Origin of the sequence: Streptomyces sp. NPDC059788, assembly GCF_042732265.1 — a bacterium.
Lineage (GTDB): Bacteria > Actinomycetota > Actinomycetes > Streptomycetales > Streptomycetaceae > Streptomyces.
Window position 1 is genome coordinate 70,458 of record NZ_JBHWHY010000048.1, and the last position, 14,796, is coordinate 85,253.

Below are 14,796 nucleotides of genomic sequence, written 5' to 3' on the forward strand. Positions count from 1 at the left end.
GGTCACGTTCGGCGAGGGTTCTGTTCGCCCGGCGGTTGTGCCCACGTCGAAACGGGTGGCAGGGTGCCGCTTCTTCGAGCCGGCCGGGGTGGGCCGGCTGTCCGGGTTCTCGGTGCGCGGGTCGGGTACGGCAGACTCGGGCGGAGGTTCCTGAACCCCGGCGGACCCGGGCGCGGGGGAGGGGCCCCAGGTTCGGCGCGCGGCATCGCCGCCCGGCTGCGCTATCCGACCGCCTCCGAGGCCGGCTACGCCGCGATGGAACGCGCGGGCATCAGCGTGACCACTCGCACTCTGTACGCCTGGCTCGCCGAGGAGCGCTCCCCGAACACCACCAACCGCAAGCTGCTGGACGTGGCGTACTGGGACCTGCGGCGCCGTAACGCCCTGCCGGAGCAGTTGGCGATGGTTCGCGAGGGGGCGCGGACCACGGAAGCTGTTCATCACTTCCGCTGCACCGGATACGCGGGGGATGAGGCCGTCAGGTACGGGACGAACACCCGTGTCAGTCGTGCTCTTGGGGGGCTGTGCCGGTCCGGGGTGTTGCGGTGCCGGTGAGGGTCCACATGGCCAGGAGGTCGAGTGCTTGTCTGGACGACGATCCGGGTTCCGCGGTGTAGACGAAGAGGGCGGTGTCGGGGTCTCCCGGCAGGGTCAGTGTCTCGTACTCCACTGTCAGTTCACCGACGAGCGCGTGGTGGAGGCGTTTGGAACCGTGGGTGCGCTGATGGACCCGGTGTTCTTCCCACCAGTGGTCGAATTCCGTGCTCTTTCCGCGCAGCTCCGCGATGAGATCGTTCGTGGCCTGGTCGTCCGCGTCCCGTCCCGCTTCCAGACGCAGACTTTCCACGGCGGCCCGTGCTTGGTCCTCCCAGTCGACGAACAGGGACCGGGGTTCCTCGCTGAGGAACATCCAGCGTGCGTAGTTGCGGTGCCGGACGGGCAGCCGGTCGAAGTCGGTGAACAGCGCCTTGGCCATCCGGTTGGCCGCCAGGACGTCGCTGCGGCGGCCGAGAACCAGGACCGGTTCGCCGTCGAGGGCGTCGATGAGTTGGTGAAGGCCGGGGCGGAGTCTCTGGGCGCTTCGGCCGTGACGCCGTGACGGCGCGGCGGTCACTCCGAGGAGGGTGTGGAGGTACGTGCGTCCCGCCTCGTCAAGGCTCAGAGCGCGGCAGAGTGCGGCGACGACACCGGGCGACGGAGCGATCGGGCGCCCTTGTTCGAGCCGGGCGTAGTAGTCGGCCGACACACCGGCCAGGCGGGCGACCTCTTCACGGCGCAGGCCCGGCACGCGCCGTGTACGGCTGTCCGGCGGTAGACCGGCCTGCTCGGGGTCCACTTGGCTGCGCGCCTTCCGCAGGAAGTTGCCCAGCTCACGACTGTTGTTGGCCATGCCACGCAGTATCGCGGGTGCGGGTGTTTCCCGCGTGGGTCTGTGAGTCCTAGTCTGCCGGGTCCGCTGTCGCGCAGGGCCTGCTAGGGGCGCCTGCGGGGGCTGGCGGCAGGCCATGCTGGATGTACGTCCTCCGGGTGAGTGACAGAGGACGGATTGCGGCATGCGCACGGCACAAAGGGCTGGTCAAGGCGTTCCTCGGAGGGGCGGCCGATGAGCGGACCCACGGGCGGCGCTCTGTTGCTCCCCCTCGCCGTTGCGTCGTGCCTGGCCACTGTTTTTCCCGGAGCGGGTTGCCGCCTACTCCGGACATCTCTTTACATTTCTGCACGGAAAAGGAACTCGTTCATGAACAAGGGCAAGGTTCTCATCGTCATGTCGGCCGCCGGCGTCTGGGAACGCACCGACGGATCGAAGTACCCGACGGGTTACTGGGCGGAGGAGCTGGCCGCTCCGCACGAGAAGTTCGTCGAGGCCGGTTACACGGTCGACTTCGCCTCTCCGGGCGGGGTGTTGCAGCCGCTGGACGAGCACAGCGCCGACCCGGCGGTCGCGGGGGAGGAGTGCGGCCGCCACGTGGCACACGCCCGCAAGGCGCTGGAGGAGTTCGGCTCGCCGCTGAAGCTCGACGAGGTCAGCATCGACGGCTACGTCGCGGTGGTGCTGCCCGGTGGCCACGGCCCGGTCGTCGACCTCTTCCAGGACGCCGACCTGGGCCGTCTGCTGGCCGAGGCGGACAAGGAAGGAAAGCTCATCGGTGCGGTCTGCCACGGTCCGGCCGCGCTGCTGAGTGCCAAGGACGAGGACGGCAACTGGCTCTTCGCCGGCCGCAGGATGACGGCGTTCACCGATGAGGAGGAGCAGCTGTTCGGCACCGCCGAGGGGGCGCCGTGGCTGCTTGCTTCCCGTCTGCGGGAGCTGGGTGCGGACCACGTCGCAGGGGCGGCTTACCAGCAGCACAACATCATCGACGGCAACCTCTTCACCGGTCAGAACCCCGCCTCCAGCACCAGGCTGGCCGAGGACATGATTTCCGCGCTGCGCTGACACACCGCCCGGCGCACGAGGGGCGGGCCGTCCGCCCGTACGAGGGGCCGCGCTTCGTGCGCCACCGGTGAACCAACCGTACGGCGCACCCCGAAAAGAAGAGCTCGATGGCCATCACGCCGGACGACGTCATCCGCCGTGGGGAGAAGGGGCCGCTCATCGCCGGCCGGCGGCGGACCGCGACGGCAGACGCCACGTTCGTCACAAAACAACCGTAGAGTCAGCTTGTTCTTTATCTTCGGGCGTGACGCAGAGCGACGAGGATGGGTTCGCGTTTGACGGTCAGCACCCAGCGGAGTTTGGTGCTGACCCAGTCGGTGGCTTATGTACAGCGCGCGTCGGCCAGCGGCGGCAGCCATGTCGACGGGGCCTGGTCGGCCTTGGACCGGTTGCTCTTCGCCGTGACCGCGACGAGGCTGCGATCATGAAGCCGATGCTGCCCTACCGGGCCTCGCTGCTGTTCCGGTCCCGCAGGCTCTGCCCGTAGCGCGAACCGAGCTTCGGTACGCTCATGGGTGAAGACCCTGGAACTGTCCCTGGTAGCCCGCCGGGCAGGTCACACACCCAGGGTTGTGACCTCAAGACGAAGGCCGTCCGGACCCTCCGGGCGGCCTCCGCACTGGTGTTATACGAAGGCCGCCTCATTCAGCTTGTCCAGCGCACGGCGGTCGTCGGGGGTACGCCCCCATGTGCCGTTCGTACGCAAGACTGCACCTGTCGGGGGAACCCGACGGCGGGCCGGAAGGGCTGCCGCCGACTGCCCTGTGAATCGATCGGCGCCATCAGGGCTGTCCGTGGTCACGCTCCAGCACGACGACGGGAATCCGCCTGCCTGAAGCCGCCTCGAACTCGGCGAACTTCGGGACGAGCGCCACCTCTTTCGCCCAGAGGCGCTCCCGTTCGACCCCCTCCGCGAGCCGGGCCACGGCCGGCACTCGTTCCGTACCCACCTCCACGGTGACGCGCGGATTCGCCATGAGGTTGCGGTACCAGACCGGATGGCGCGGGCTGCCGCCGTGGGTTCCGAAGACGGCCCAGCCGTCGCCGACCGGTTGATAGAACAACGGGCTGATCCGCTCGCGCCCCGTCCTGGCTCCGGTGTGGTGCACCAGGATGAGCGGCATGCCTTGCTCGCCGAAGCCGGGCACCCGGGGCGGGACGGGGCGGCCTGCGGCGAATTCCTCGTCGCTGCTCCAGGGGACGCACCCGGCGTTCGCCCGGAACTCGGCAATGATCCGGTCGTTCCAACTGCCAACAACAGAGGAGTTGTCGTCGTTTGCGGGAGTTACGGATGGTTCGGACACGGTATCCCCTTCGCTATCCGGAGCGCTTGCTCCGTAAAATATCACGGCAAACAGGAGCACCCGCTCCGCATCAGAGGATATGCTCGGACGCATGGCAGTGACTGGACCAGAGAGCACCCCCCGGCGCCGCGCTCCGCGCGCGGACGCGGTCCTCAACCGGGAATCGATCATCAAGGCCGCCTCCCGGGTGCTCGCCGAGCAGGGCACCGCGGTGGACGTGCGCGAGATCGCCCGCCGCAGCGGAGTGGGCATGGGCACCCTCTACCGGCACTTCCCGAAGAAGGAAGACCTCGTCCGGACAGTCCTGCACAACGACTTCTCCAAGTGGGCGGAGTCCGCACGCCGGACGGCGATCGACGCCGAGGACCCCTGGGCAGCACTGGCCGACTTCTACCAGCAGGCCCTGACCGGCTACGCTCGCCACTGCGCGATCATGGAGAACTTCGCGCTGACCTGGTCGCACCCCGACCTGGAGGGCATCCACCAACTTCGCCTCGTCATCGAGGAACTGCGCGCCCGCGCCGCGGCCCTGCTGCGCCCCGGCGTGACCACTGACGACCTGCTGCTCCTGCTGGTCTCACTGGGCCACGCCGTCCAGTTCACCGACGAGTGCCGCCCGCACATGTGGCAGAGGCTGCTGCGGATCTCGCTCGACGGCCTGCGCGCCGATCACTGCGAACCGCTGCCCGCCGGCACGTCACCGGACACCGGCATCCAACCTTCCGACAGCCACACCCTCGCCACCACCTCTCGGACATCGCAGTCCGGGTGAGCAGGTGCCGTGTACTTGCTGCTCTTCCGAGCTGAACCGACCCTTACAGGGGTGGGACTTCTGGCCGGATCGGCGACTCCGGCATCGGCACGCGCGGGGCGCTGGCGCTGCGCTACAACACCGTCAAGCCGTTCCTGTCGCTGCTTGGTGAGTCGAAGGCGCTGGACGCGGCACCGGGCGGCAGGCGGATCTTGACCGGGGTGCAGCGGCTCCCGGCCCTGGCCCGGCGGAAGGCGGGCGAGAAGCCGCTGCTGCCGCGCGAGGTCGACGACAAGCTGGTGCCGGCGCACTGGCGCAAGGCGGTGTACGCGAACGCGCAGCTGCCGCAGGGGGCGGTGGACCGGGACGCGTACGTGGTGTGCGTGCTGGAGCAGCTGTGCCGCGCGCTCAAGCGCCGCGACATCTTCGCCGCCCCCTCGCACCGCTGGTCCGACCCGTGTGCCCGGGTTTCCGGTACGTGGACTCCTCCAATCCGTCACCGCCCGACGGATTCCTCATCGGCGCGGCGCCGCAGCCCGAAGGGCGTTTTCGTTCCGTCGAGGTAACCGTCCTTGCTGAGCTGGCGCAGCACGCAGTTCAGCAAGGCCACCGTGGTGTCCGTCGGCCACAGCAACGGCGCTCGGCGGAACTGCCGCCAGCTCGGCCCGTGCCTGTGCTCGGCCCGATACGCGTCGATCCATCCCAGCGCCCGCTCGCGCCACTGCGGATCGCCCGTCAGCCGCAGCGCCCGTTCGCGGACCGTCCTGGTGGGCTTCCACCACCGGTGGCCTTTGCCGGGGCTCAGCGCGTGGGTGAGGATGTCCAGCCCCCTCTGTGCGGTGACCTCCGGACACGAAGGGCACTGCACGACCGGCGCGATCGACGCCTGCACCCGTGCCGCCCCGTGCTGGCGGGCGGCCCGGCGATCTTCGTCTTGCTCACAGCGCCGCCCGGTCGGCTTCCGCAGACCCAGGTGATACGCCCCGAGCATGCGGGGCACCCGTCGCCCCCGGCGCAGTCGTGCCACCCTCGGTGCGAGAGCGCGACCCCGGGGCAGTTCACCCCGCGGCTGCACGACATGGACCCGTCCTGGTGGTCGAGCTGGTATCCGCCGCACCGCGAGAACCCTGCGGCCGGGGCGGAGCAGCCGCACCCGTCCGTACAGGTCTTGGGGGAAACGGTCGCCACCGGGCGACTCGCCGGGTTCTGCGGCCCGGTTCGCCTGTTAAACGGCTTTCTGTTCCTTTTACCCAGGTTGTGCTCAACGACAGGCCCGGACACCCGCGACAGCGCCGACGGGGTGAACCGCCGGACGCTTCTCACAAATGACCATCTGTGAGAGTTCTGCGAGAGCCCCGGGAGTGATCACGATTCCGCAGGTCGCCGCTCGCAGAAGTCCCCTCAGAACCCGCATGTTGTGCGACGGTGTTCTGCGGGACTTTCCGAATGGACCTGACGCCCGATCAGGTCGCATTGGCGGTAGAACGTCACGACTGCCCGAACTGTGACGCCCCCGCCGGCAGCGCCTGCCGCACCCGGGGCGGGAAGACCGCCGTGAAGTACCACACCCCGCGCTTCGTCCTCGTGCCCGCGCTCCGCAAGGAGCTGGAGGTCCCGGTGCCCGCCGACCGCGGCCCTGGCCGCGCGTGGAAGCAGGGCCCGGCGCTCGCCGTCGTGCCCGCGCCCCGCACCGAGCGGCCGGTCCGGATCGGGTACGCCCGCACCTCGACCGCCCGCCAGGAGCTGGCCAGTCAGCTCGAAGCCCTCCACCGAGCGGAGTGTCACAAGGTCTTCAAGGAGCAGATCAGCACTCGCATCAAGATCCGGCCCGAGCTGGAGAAGGCGCTCGCCCTGGCCCACCAGTTCAAGGAGGCCGCGCCCCAGACGCCGGTCATCTTCACCGTCCACGAGCTCAAGCGGCTCGCGCGCAACGCCGCCGAGCTGATGACGCTGTCCGCCGAGCTCCAGGCCGGCGGCATCAAGCTCGAACTCCTCACCGGCCCGCTCACCGGCATCTACGACCTCAACGGGATGGGCGCGATGTTCTTCGCCGTCCTCGCCGTCGGCGCCCAGCTCGACCGCAACTACATCCGGGAGAAGCCCCTGGAGGGCCAGGCCGTCGCCGCGGCCAAGGGCAACCACGGCGGACGCCCCAAGGTCATCGACGACGACATGCTCACCTTCGCCGTCGCGCTCAAGGACAAGGGCGTCCCCGTGCCCGAGATCGCGAAGAAGCTGACCATCAAGGCCGGGAAGAACGCGGGCCAGTCCCCGTCGGTCGCCTCGCTCTACCGGGCGCTCGCCGAGGCCGAGGCCGCCGCTGCGGACGACGGCCTGCCGCTGCGGCCCAAGCCCGTACGCATCCGCCAGCCCGGAGAGCCGCTCACCCCCGAGGAGATCTACCTGCGCGAACGCCTCCAGTCCCAGCCCCACCCGAATACCGAGACCCACCGCTGACCTTCACGATCCAGCTGTGCGAGGAGACCACCGATGAACCCTGACCAGCCGCCTGTGCCCCGTATCGGCCGGTCCGCGAACGGGCGTCAGCCGCAGCAGCCGCGACCGCTTGTCCTGTGGATCGGGCTCCCGCTCGATCCAGCCGCGCTCGGCGATGTGCGCCACGTGCCGGCTCGTGTCCGACATGTCGATCGCGAGCAGTTCGCCCAGCCTGCTCATCCGCATCTCGCCGTACCGGTCGAGCAGGGTGAGCACACCGGCCGAGGCAGGCGAGCAGAGTGGGGGCACCGATGCCGGAGTGACAAATTTGTTTGCTGTGTCGGCAAGCGCAGGGGCGGGAGGGCGGCGGAACAGCGGGGCGGGCCGGCCCCCGGTCAGCCGCCGGTTCCGGAGATGTAATCCCGGATCTTCTGGTGCTGCTGCTGCGGGATGTCGCCGCGGACTGCGCCGGAGTAGACGGCGATTACGCCGCCGGTGCGTATGACAGTCATGGGGATGGTCTGTTCCATCGCGATGTCCATAGTTTTCCAAGTGAAGGCAACGGCGTCGTCCCCGGCCTTCGGTGCGGACCACTTCCCGGTGACGAAGCGCGAGTCCGGGGAACTGAACGAGGCTTTGAAGGCGAAGAATTCGTGGCACTTCGGCAGTGCCTCTTCGACGGACGTCATCACCGCCTTCGCCTCCTCGACGGAGTAACTGAACAGTTCAAGCGAATGGAACTGCGTGAAGTCGATGGCGTCGCCCCTGCGGAACTGCGGCTCGATGCGGGTCCGCGCCTCCGCCACGGGCCGGTGCCGTAGGTGATCCACACTGATATCGAGCAGAGCCTCGCAGGCCGGGTGGCTGTTATAGAGGAGCTTCGAGGGCGTGGGTGGATCGTCCGCGTCGGCGTTCGGGCTTGCCGTCTCGGACGGCTCCTCAGGCTCGGCGACGTAGCCCTGGAAGGTTTTGCCGGTCGGCATCAGCGACTTCAGGTCGGTCTCGGTCAGCGGCTCGGAATGCGGCGGTTGCGGCGGTCGTGAAGACTTCGCCGAACCGCAGGATGTAGTGGCCGCCAGACAGACGGTGACCGTCGCGGCAGCCACCACGGTACGCAGAAAACGAGACATCAGGCCCCCTATGGTCGAACCCGCCATTCTGCCTCCTAGCCGATGAACCCGGTGAACGGGGCCGGTGTGCGCCCGCCCCCCCGCCCGATTAGCGCCAACGGCTGTACAGATGGTCCCCACGGCCGACCACCCAGTGCACCCTCGGCCTCCCCGACGCTGGGCCGGATACGCCGCCGGGCCGCTCGGCGCTTCGGTATTCAGCCGCCTCCGACGACTTCGTGCCATTCGTCGGCAATCGTCCTCCCGCTCCGCCGCTGTCCGGCTACACAGGAAAGGCTGGGGTGGCGTGCGGCCGTCCCGTAGTGCCCGGTCGTGGGGGAGCGGGAGGGCTGGACGGTTGCTGACCATCGACGTGGCGGTGCTGCTCGCCATCATCGTCATCCTGCGGCTGCGGCGCCGTACGGAAGCCCGCAGCCGCAAGGACGAGAAGATGACCGTCATCATCGTCCTGGCCCTGGGTGTCTTGCTCGCCCCCACCCCGCTAGGCCAGGGCATCGTGAACGTTCTCGGGCAGCTCGCCAGCGGCATCTCCCAGGCCGGCCGATGAGCCCCCGTACACATGCGGGCCGGACGGCGCCCGGCGGTGCGCACTGCGGGGCAGGGGGCTGGGAGTGGGGGAGTGATGGCGGCACGCCGACGACGCCGGCGTCTGAAGAAGCGGACGCGCAGGCAGCTGCAGGGCTGGGGTGCGGTGGCGGCAGTGGTCACCGCGGTGTGGGCGGCCAGGCACTGGTCGGCGGTGTGGCCCGTCCTGGTGGCCGTTCTCGCCGCGGCCTTGGTGGGCGGGGCCGGATGGACACTGTGGCGGACGCACCGTCTCGCGGTCAGCCAGGACCGTGCGTGGCGGGTGCGGGAGGAGGCCCGGTCGCGGGAGTTGCCGATGGCCGAGGTTGACGCGTTGTCGTGGCAGGAGTTCGAGACGTACATCGCGGAGCTATGCCGGCGGGACGGCTGCACGAAGGTCGTTGTCAGCGGCAAGAGCGGCGACCTGGGCGCGGATGTCGTCGGCTATCTGGCCGACGGCCGCAAGCTGGTCGTCCAGTGCAAGAAGTACGCGCCGCACCGCAGCGTCTCCTCGCAGGACATGCAGAAGTTCGTCGGCACCGCCCGCCCCGAACACGGGGCTGAGGTCGCCTTGTTCGTCACCACCTGCCGCTCGTTCACGAAGGCCGCCCTGGGCCTGGCGCTACGCCAGGATGTCGTGGCCCTGCACCGCGACCTGCTGGGTTCCTGGGTCAAGGGCGCTCATCTGGAGACTCTGATCCCGCTGAACGGCAGCGGCGGCGGCACCAGGCGGCGCCCTTCTGCCTGACCGGGCAGACAGAAGGGCTGGCATCAGAACGGTCAGGACAGCGCCGTCAGCAGGACGACGCCGGTCACGAGAACGAGCGCGGTCAGGGCCGGCCGACGGGTGCGGCCCGGTCCGGCACCGACCGCGATCAGCGCAACGGCGAACACAGAGACCAGGAGCCACACGGCAAGCCACGCCGTCAGAGCCGGGGGTACGCCCACAGCCCGGGATGCCCAGGTGGCTGCGGGGCCCAGCGCCAGGCAGGTTGCCCCGGTCAGCAGTGCCCAGATGGCGCGGGCGGTCCATTTCGCGCTGGGGTCAGTGCCGTCGAAGTCGCGATGCAGACGGGACCAAAGCCCGAACCAGCGGCGGTGCAGCCAGGAAGTCACCGGGCCAGTGTGCCGACCCCCATCTCGAAAGGGGCGCTGTTCCTCGAACCACCAGGCCAGCCGCCTGACCGTCGGTACGGGCCCCATGCCGTCCTGGCACCCGCACCACGGATAGCCATTGCACGGCTTACCCATCCGCGTGTTGCACCCTAATCATTGAGCGATCCATGCGCGATTGAATACGCGAATCAATGGGCGATCCGCTATGATGTCCATTGGAGGTGAGCTCTGTGCCCACTGAGGATCAGCTGTTCAGTGCGGTGGACGCGCTGCTGGAACACGTCGCCCAGGACGAACTGCCTGCCCCTGCCGAGCGCAGGCGGCTGCGCGAGGCCGCCGGCCTGAGCCAGACGCAGATCGCCACCGCGCTCAGGACGCGCAGGGAAACGATCGCGAGCTGGGAGTCGGGGCAGCGTGAGCCGCGGCCGCCGCAGCGCGCCGCCTACGCCCGGCTGCTGGAGAAACTGGCCGAGCGCTTTCCTGCTCCCGCCGCCCCTGCTGCCGATGCTGCGCCCGATCCGGCGCCGGTGCCGGAGGCATTGGCCGGGACATCCCCCACGTCCGGCGCAGCGCCGACGGCCGCAGCGCCGGTGGCCCCGGCCGCGGCCGTCCGTACGGCACCCGCTGCCCGGCCGGCCGCATCGTCCCGGCGCCCGAGCGCGAAGCAGGCGGCGAAGAAGCCGGCCGCCGCGGCCGCGGACCCGCGGTTCGAGAACGGCCCGCTGGCCGTGGTCGACGCCGACGCCGGGGGAGAAGTCTTCGCGTACTGCGTCGGCGGCCTGGTCCTGGAGGTGCCCGCCAAGTCCCTGCCGTCGCTGATCGAGTGGACGCTGGCCGAGGCCCGGCTCGGGCAGGGCCGTCTGCACCGCAACGGCCGCGATGCCGATCCGGTCCTGGTGCTGACCGCGGCCGCGCTGGAGCGCTACGGTCTGCCCGCCGCTCTGTCGCAGGAGGAGCAGCGCGCCGGGCGGCTCCCGGATGCCCACAAGGTGGTCAAACAGCTCAGCAAGGCCAGGTGGCAGCTCACCCAGCGCGGCTTCGGGCCGTGGGCGCGGATCTACCGCCCGGCCGAGGGCTCCAGGCGCAACTGCGTCCAGCTGTGCATCCCGGCCTGGAACGCCTTGGACGTGCGCGAGTGGGACCGCAAGGACGACCCGCTCCTGCCGAGGATGCACCCGGCCGATCTCGCCCGGTATCTGGGCACGTATGCGCAGCGGGTGATGACGCCGCGCGGCACCACAGCCGTCACCGGCCTGGAGCTGATGGTGGCGCTGCGGCCGCCGACCCGCGCGGAGAAGGACCCGGCGACCGGCGAGTTCAAGCGGGCCTTCAACGACGACGCGCTCACCGCCGTGTACGACGTCGTGGACTGCGAGGTCCCCGATGAGCACCCGCAGCTCCAGGGGAAGTATGCCCGGCACCACCTGCGTACCCCGGCGGAGATGCTGATGGAGGAGCCTTATGACTGGTGCCGGCCGCTGACCGACGAGGAGTGCATGAACCGGTACCTGGTCGCCGTCGACATCAACATGTCGTTCGCCGCGGCCGCCAACGGGCTCACCGTCGGGCTGAACGGACCGACCCACCTGAGCGGCAACCCGAAGTTCGACCCGTCGCTGCCCGGCTCCTGGCTGGTCGACCTGAGCCACGTCGACCTGTCCCGCGCTCAGGTCAACGGCCGCACCGTGGACGGCGGCCGGCTGCCCTCTCCGTTCACGCCGAAGGGCGACCGCCCCACCGGCCCGGCCTGGTACGCCACGCCCACCGTCGCCTACGCGGTGGAGCTCGGCTTCGGCGTCGCCCCGGTCGAGGCGTACGTGCGCACCCGCAGCGGCCGCTACCTGGACGGCTGGTACAAGCGGCTGCGTGACGCGTACGTGCAGACGATGGCCGACCTGGGCGTCACCACCGACCTCGCCGGCCAGGAGTTCCTGGACGCGATGGCGCGGCGCAAGCAGGCCGACCCGACGATGGCACTGCTGGAGACCGCGATCAAGGCGACGGCGAAGGGCGGTATCGGCAAGCTGCGCCAGCGCAGCCGGGGCCAGGTGCCGTACTACGAGCCGTGGCCGGCGCTCGCCCGGGAGACGTGGCGCCCGGACATCCGGGCCGCCGTGCTGGCCGGCCAGCGCATCGGCATCCACCGCAAGCTGATGAAGACCGCGGCGGCGGCCGATCTGTACCCGGTGGCGATCGGCACCGACGCCGTCGTCTACCCCTCACCCGGCCCGTCTCCGCTGGACGTGCTGCCGCTCACGGCCGAGGGCAAGCCGGCGCCGGGCACGTTCCGGCTCGGCGTCTCCCCGGGGATGGCCAAGCATCAGGGCACCCAGACGGTTCTGTGGGCCGAGGAGCAGTTCGAGGAGGCGGGAGGCGTCTTCAACATCGCCAACCTGATCAAGGGCACCGGACCGGCGGCCGGAGAAGGGGAGTAGCAGGCCATGGTGGACACGCTCGGGGACAGCCTGGACCGCGCCCTGGAAGGGGCGTTCACCCGCCCTGCCCCCCAAAGCGCTCAGGCGCAGATGAAGTACCTGGTCAAGCAGCTCAAGGGCACCAAGGCCGCCGCGCAGGCGCTCGGCATCTCCCAGCGCACCGTGGAGCGGTACGTCGCGGGCAAGCTCAAGCGGCCCCGCCAGGAGCTGCGTGGCCGCCTGGAACGCGAGGTCAAAAGGCGCTGGCAGCCGCAGGTACGGGCCAGGGCCCGCAAGAAGGCCGCCGCCACCGACGGCCTCGTCGTCTCCACCCGCGCCCGCTTCGGGTTCACCGCCGCGCCGGGCACCACCGACGACGCCCGCATCCGCGACATCACCCAGGCCCTGCCGCCCGAGTACGCCGACCAGCTGTTCACCGCCCGGGAGCAGGGCGCCGACGAGCAGCAGCTCCGGCAGATCGCCGCCGACGGTCTCGCCCGCATGTACTTCCGCGCCAACAACTCCCGGGCGCACGGCCTGGGCGTGGAGTTCACTGATGTGGAGCGGCTCGACATCGAGCTGTAGACCCATCCTCGTGCAAACGCCTGGCGCCGGCATTTCCAGATGCCGGGGCTCGCTCGCCTGAAGAACGCCGGGACGAAGGCGCGCGACCGAAGACAGGGCGGCTAGGTCTCCTCGGGGTTGCGGGGTAGGGCGGGGCGGTGCTGGATGGTCTCCGGCGGGTGGGCGGGCAGGTTGGTGTGGTGTTTGAGGGCTTGGGCTTTGGTGAGCGGCGGGGCTCGGGTGATGCGGGAGGCGTCGTCGTACGTCCGTGCTGGGGGAGGGGCGGGGTCCGGCCCTGGTAGGAGGTGCTGCGGCGTTTGGGGTGCAGTAGCGCGACTGTACCTGCGAGGCCGCGGCCGGGTTATGTGCTGTCCTGTGCGGCGCTTTGGAGGGTATGGGGTGCTCGGCTGCTGTATCGGTTGGCGGAGCGGCCCGGGCATGCCCGTTGTCCGTGCTGTGGCACCACGGGATTCCAGGGTCCCGGCGGAGTCAGTCTCAGGGGCGCAGGCCGCCGTAGTCGGTGTGGCGGTCGCGCCAGACGGAGTTGGGGGTGGGGTTCGGTGGTCCAGGTGGTGGCGAGGTCGCCGGGGGTGGTTTCGGTGAGGCGGGTGGCTGCGGTGTGCGGGTCGCGCGTTGGTGGGTGTAGTGCGGGTAGGCGTGGTGGCGGAGTCGGCAGAAGGCGGTGGAGCCGGCGGGCAGCCGTACGGTGATCGCTGGGGTGCCGCCGCCCGGCGGTGCGGCTGGCCCGCCCCGTGCGCACGGGCGGCAGTGTCCGGTTGCGGTGGGTCGGTGGGGGACGTATTCGGCCGCCGTTCCGTCCGGGCGGCGCACGGTGAAACCGGTCCCCGTGGGGGCCTCCTGGGGCGGGAAGACGATCGCAGCTCCTTCCGCGACGAGCCGGTCGTAGTACGGCCGCACGTCGTCCACCGGCGGCGTTCCGGTCGTCGAACGGAAGGGCATCAGGTTCTCCTCGCTCCCTCGATGAGGAGGAAGGCACCGATGGTCGCGAGCCGGAGCTGGCCGATGGAGATTCGCCCGTCGGCATCCGCCCCTGGAGCCGCTCGCAGAAGCCGAGAGCCGTCTTCAGAGCGCCGGGGCAAGGAAGACGCGGATCAAAACGCGGGGCTCGGTCAGACCGGAGGAGCCGTTGGGACGGCGCCGGATCTGGGGTCGTGTCTGGGGCGTGGTTCGCTGTTCGTCTGTCATACCGCGATCTTTGTCGTGCGTGGGCGGGGCTGCCGGCGGCCGTTCATGGGGTGAGTCCTGGTCATGGATCGGCCGCATGGACGACTCACTGCGCTGTGAGCTCGCAGCCCCTCTGCGTGCGGCCCGGGCGCAGGTCACCCCGGGGGGCGTGGGACTGTGCGGCGGCGGGCGCCGGGCCGCCGGGCTGCGTCGCGAGGAGGTCGCGGCGCTGGCCGGGGTCAGCGTCGCCTGGTTCACGTGGCTGGAGCAGGGGCGGGTGAGGACCTCGCGGCAGGTTATCGACGCGTGTGCCGGTCACTGCGGATGGACGCCGACGCTTGCGCCCGCGCTCTCTCGCTCGCCGGTTTTCTGCCCTCGGCGCCACTCGACGAGCGGACCTGGGCCTGCCCGCGTCCGGAGACGCGTACTCTCCTCGCCTCCTGGCGGGACACCCGGCCCTGGCCATGGACGAACGGTTCGACATTCGGCTCGCCGACGCGGCCTACCGCCGCTTGTGGAGCGATCCCGACAGCTTGCCGAGAGAGCGCCGCAACCTGCTGCTGCAACTGGCATCGGGCCCGGACGGTACATAGCGGATCGTGGATGCCGAACCATTGCTGCGCGGCCTGTACGAGCAGTTCCGCGCCGTCGTCGGCCACGTACCGGACGACACCGGAGCCTTTGGGATCGTGCAGTTGCTGCACAGCGAACTGCCTGACGCCGCCCACTGGTGCAGTGCCGCGCGGTCGGCGGCTTCCGCCCGACCACGGTCATGCTGAGGGGAGGCGGCAGCGTCAGGCGCACGCGACGGCTGACGTTCTTGCTGCTGCGTCCCGTGGGCGACTCCGGAGTGCTGCTGCTCACTCAGACCCCGGCGGATGCCGGGGTCTGAGTG

Annotated in this window: 16 protein-coding genes and 4 pseudogenes; 12 read left to right on the forward strand and 8 right to left on the reverse strand. The window is 70.1% G+C overall.

Annotated features, from left to right (window positions below):
* The first annotated feature begins 276 nt into the window (after positions 1-276).
* Complete coding sequence (locus tag ACFV57_RS33350) at positions 277-555, forward strand: hypothetical protein (protein WP_385239880.1); 279 nt, start codon at positions 277-279, stop codon at positions 553-555.
* On the opposite strand, the gene ACFV57_RS33355 is transcribed toward ACFV57_RS33350, so the two are convergent.
* Positions 503-1,390, reverse strand: a complete 888-nt coding sequence (locus tag ACFV57_RS33355) for a helix-turn-helix transcriptional regulator (RefSeq protein ID WP_385239882.1) — start codon at positions 1,388-1,390, stop codon at positions 503-505. The genes ACFV57_RS33350 and ACFV57_RS33355 overlap by 53 nt on opposite strands.
* A gap of 348 nt (positions 1,391-1,738) precedes the next feature.
* Between ACFV57_RS33355 and ACFV57_RS33360 the strand changes: the two genes are divergently transcribed.
* Complete coding sequence (locus tag ACFV57_RS33360) at positions 1,739-2,437, forward strand: type 1 glutamine amidotransferase domain-containing protein (RefSeq protein ID WP_385239884.1); 699 nt, start codon at positions 1,739-1,741, stop codon at positions 2,435-2,437.
* A gap of 325 nt (positions 2,438-2,762) precedes the next feature.
* Here ACFV57_RS33360 and ACFV57_RS33365 read toward each other — a convergent pair.
* A pseudogene (locus ACFV57_RS33365) lies at positions 2,763-2,861 on the reverse strand (HNH endonuclease); the annotation flags it as partial.
* A gap of 358 nt (positions 2,862-3,219) precedes the next feature.
* Positions 3,220-3,741, reverse strand: a complete 522-nt coding sequence (locus ACFV57_RS33370; protein ID WP_385239886.1) for a nitroreductase/quinone reductase family protein — start codon at positions 3,739-3,741, stop codon at positions 3,220-3,222.
* Between the two features lie 91 nt (positions 3,742-3,832).
* Between ACFV57_RS33370 and ACFV57_RS33375 the strand changes: the two genes are divergently transcribed.
* Positions 3,833-4,513, forward strand: coding sequence for a TetR/AcrR family transcriptional regulator (locus tag ACFV57_RS33375; RefSeq protein ID WP_385239888.1), 681 nt, complete (start codon positions 3,833-3,835; stop codon positions 4,511-4,513).
* Positions 4,514-4,596: 83 nt separating this feature from the next.
* A pseudogene (locus ACFV57_RS33380) lies at positions 4,597-4,962 on the forward strand (Tn3 family transposase); the annotation flags it as partial.
* A gap of 26 nt (positions 4,963-4,988) precedes the next feature.
* Here ACFV57_RS33380 and ACFV57_RS33385 read toward each other — a convergent pair.
* Positions 4,989-5,384, reverse strand: a complete 396-nt coding sequence (locus ACFV57_RS33385) for a hypothetical protein (RefSeq protein ID WP_385239890.1) — start codon at positions 5,382-5,384, stop codon at positions 4,989-4,991.
* 662 nt (positions 5,385-6,046) lie between these two features.
* Here ACFV57_RS33385 and ACFV57_RS33390 point away from each other — a divergent pair.
* Positions 6,047-6,949 carry a recombinase family protein gene (locus tag ACFV57_RS33390; RefSeq protein ID WP_385239892.1) on the forward strand — a complete coding sequence of 301 codons (903 nt, stop codon included), beginning with the start codon at positions 6,047-6,049 and terminating at the stop codon, positions 6,947-6,949.
* An 81-nt stretch (positions 6,950-7,030) separates the two neighbouring features.
* On the opposite strand, the pseudogene ACFV57_RS33395 reads toward ACFV57_RS33390, so the two are convergent.
* Together ACFV57_RS33395 and ACFV57_RS33400 are read right to left on the reverse strand one after the other, a co-directional pair.
* Positions 7,031-7,237 (reverse strand): annotated as a pseudogene (locus ACFV57_RS33395) (MarR family winged helix-turn-helix transcriptional regulator); the annotation flags it as partial.
* A gap of 86 nt (positions 7,238-7,323) precedes the next feature.
* Complete coding sequence (locus ACFV57_RS33400; protein ID WP_385239894.1) at positions 7,324-8,085, reverse strand: hypothetical protein; 762 nt, start codon at positions 8,083-8,085, stop codon at positions 7,324-7,326.
* A 310-nt stretch (positions 8,086-8,395) separates the two neighbouring features.
* Here ACFV57_RS33400 and ACFV57_RS33405 point away from each other — a divergent pair, with 310 nt between their 5' ends.
* Positions 8,396-8,605 carry a hypothetical protein gene (locus ACFV57_RS33405; protein WP_385239896.1) on the forward strand — a complete coding sequence of 70 codons (210 nt, stop codon included), beginning with the start codon at positions 8,396-8,398 and terminating at the stop codon, positions 8,603-8,605.
* Between the two features lie 75 nt (positions 8,606-8,680).
* Positions 8,681-9,370, forward strand: a complete 690-nt coding sequence (locus ACFV57_RS33410) for a restriction endonuclease (protein WP_385239898.1) — start codon at positions 8,681-8,683, stop codon at positions 9,368-9,370.
* A gap of 32 nt (positions 9,371-9,402) precedes the next feature.
* On the opposite strand, the gene ACFV57_RS33415 is transcribed toward ACFV57_RS33410, so the two are convergent.
* Entirely contained in the window at positions 9,403-9,738 is a 336-nt protein-coding gene (locus ACFV57_RS33415; RefSeq protein ID WP_385239900.1) for a hypothetical protein, read from the reverse strand.
* A gap of 230 nt (positions 9,739-9,968) precedes the next feature.
* Here ACFV57_RS33415 and tap point away from each other — a divergent pair, with 230 nt between their 5' ends.
* Together tap and tpg are read left to right on the forward strand one after the other, a co-directional pair.
* A complete protein-coding gene (tap, locus tag ACFV57_RS33420) occupies positions 9,969-12,173 on the forward strand; it encodes a telomere-associated protein Tap (RefSeq protein ID WP_385239902.1) in 2,205 nt (734 codons plus the stop codon).
* 6 nt (positions 12,174-12,179) lie between these two features.
* Positions 12,180-12,737 carry a telomere-protecting terminal protein Tpg gene (tpg, locus tag ACFV57_RS33425; protein WP_385239904.1) on the forward strand — a complete coding sequence of 186 codons (558 nt, stop codon included), beginning with the start codon at positions 12,180-12,182 and terminating at the stop codon, positions 12,735-12,737.
* Between the two features lie 474 nt (positions 12,738-13,211).
* Here tpg and ACFV57_RS33430 read toward each other — a convergent pair whose 3' ends face one another.
* Positions 13,212-13,676, reverse strand: a complete 465-nt coding sequence (locus tag ACFV57_RS33430; protein ID WP_385239906.1) for a VOC family protein — start codon at positions 13,674-13,676, stop codon at positions 13,212-13,214.
* Between the two features lie 322 nt (positions 13,677-13,998).
* Here ACFV57_RS33430 and ACFV57_RS33435 point away from each other — a divergent pair.
* From ACFV57_RS33435 to ACFV57_RS33445, 3 genes and pseudogenes are all read left to right on the forward strand, one after another.
* Positions 13,999-14,241, forward strand: a pseudogene (locus tag ACFV57_RS33435) (helix-turn-helix domain-containing protein); the annotation flags it as partial.
* Positions 14,210-14,494, forward strand: coding sequence for a hypothetical protein (locus ACFV57_RS33440; RefSeq protein ID WP_385239908.1), 285 nt, complete (start codon positions 14,210-14,212; stop codon positions 14,492-14,494). The pseudogene ACFV57_RS33435 and the gene ACFV57_RS33440, both read left to right, overlap by 32 nt.
* Before the next feature lie 6 nt (positions 14,495-14,500).
* Positions 14,501-14,680, forward strand: coding sequence for a hypothetical protein (locus ACFV57_RS33445; RefSeq protein WP_385239910.1), 180 nt, complete (start codon positions 14,501-14,503; stop codon positions 14,678-14,680).
* Positions 14,681-14,796: the final 116 nt, after the last annotated feature.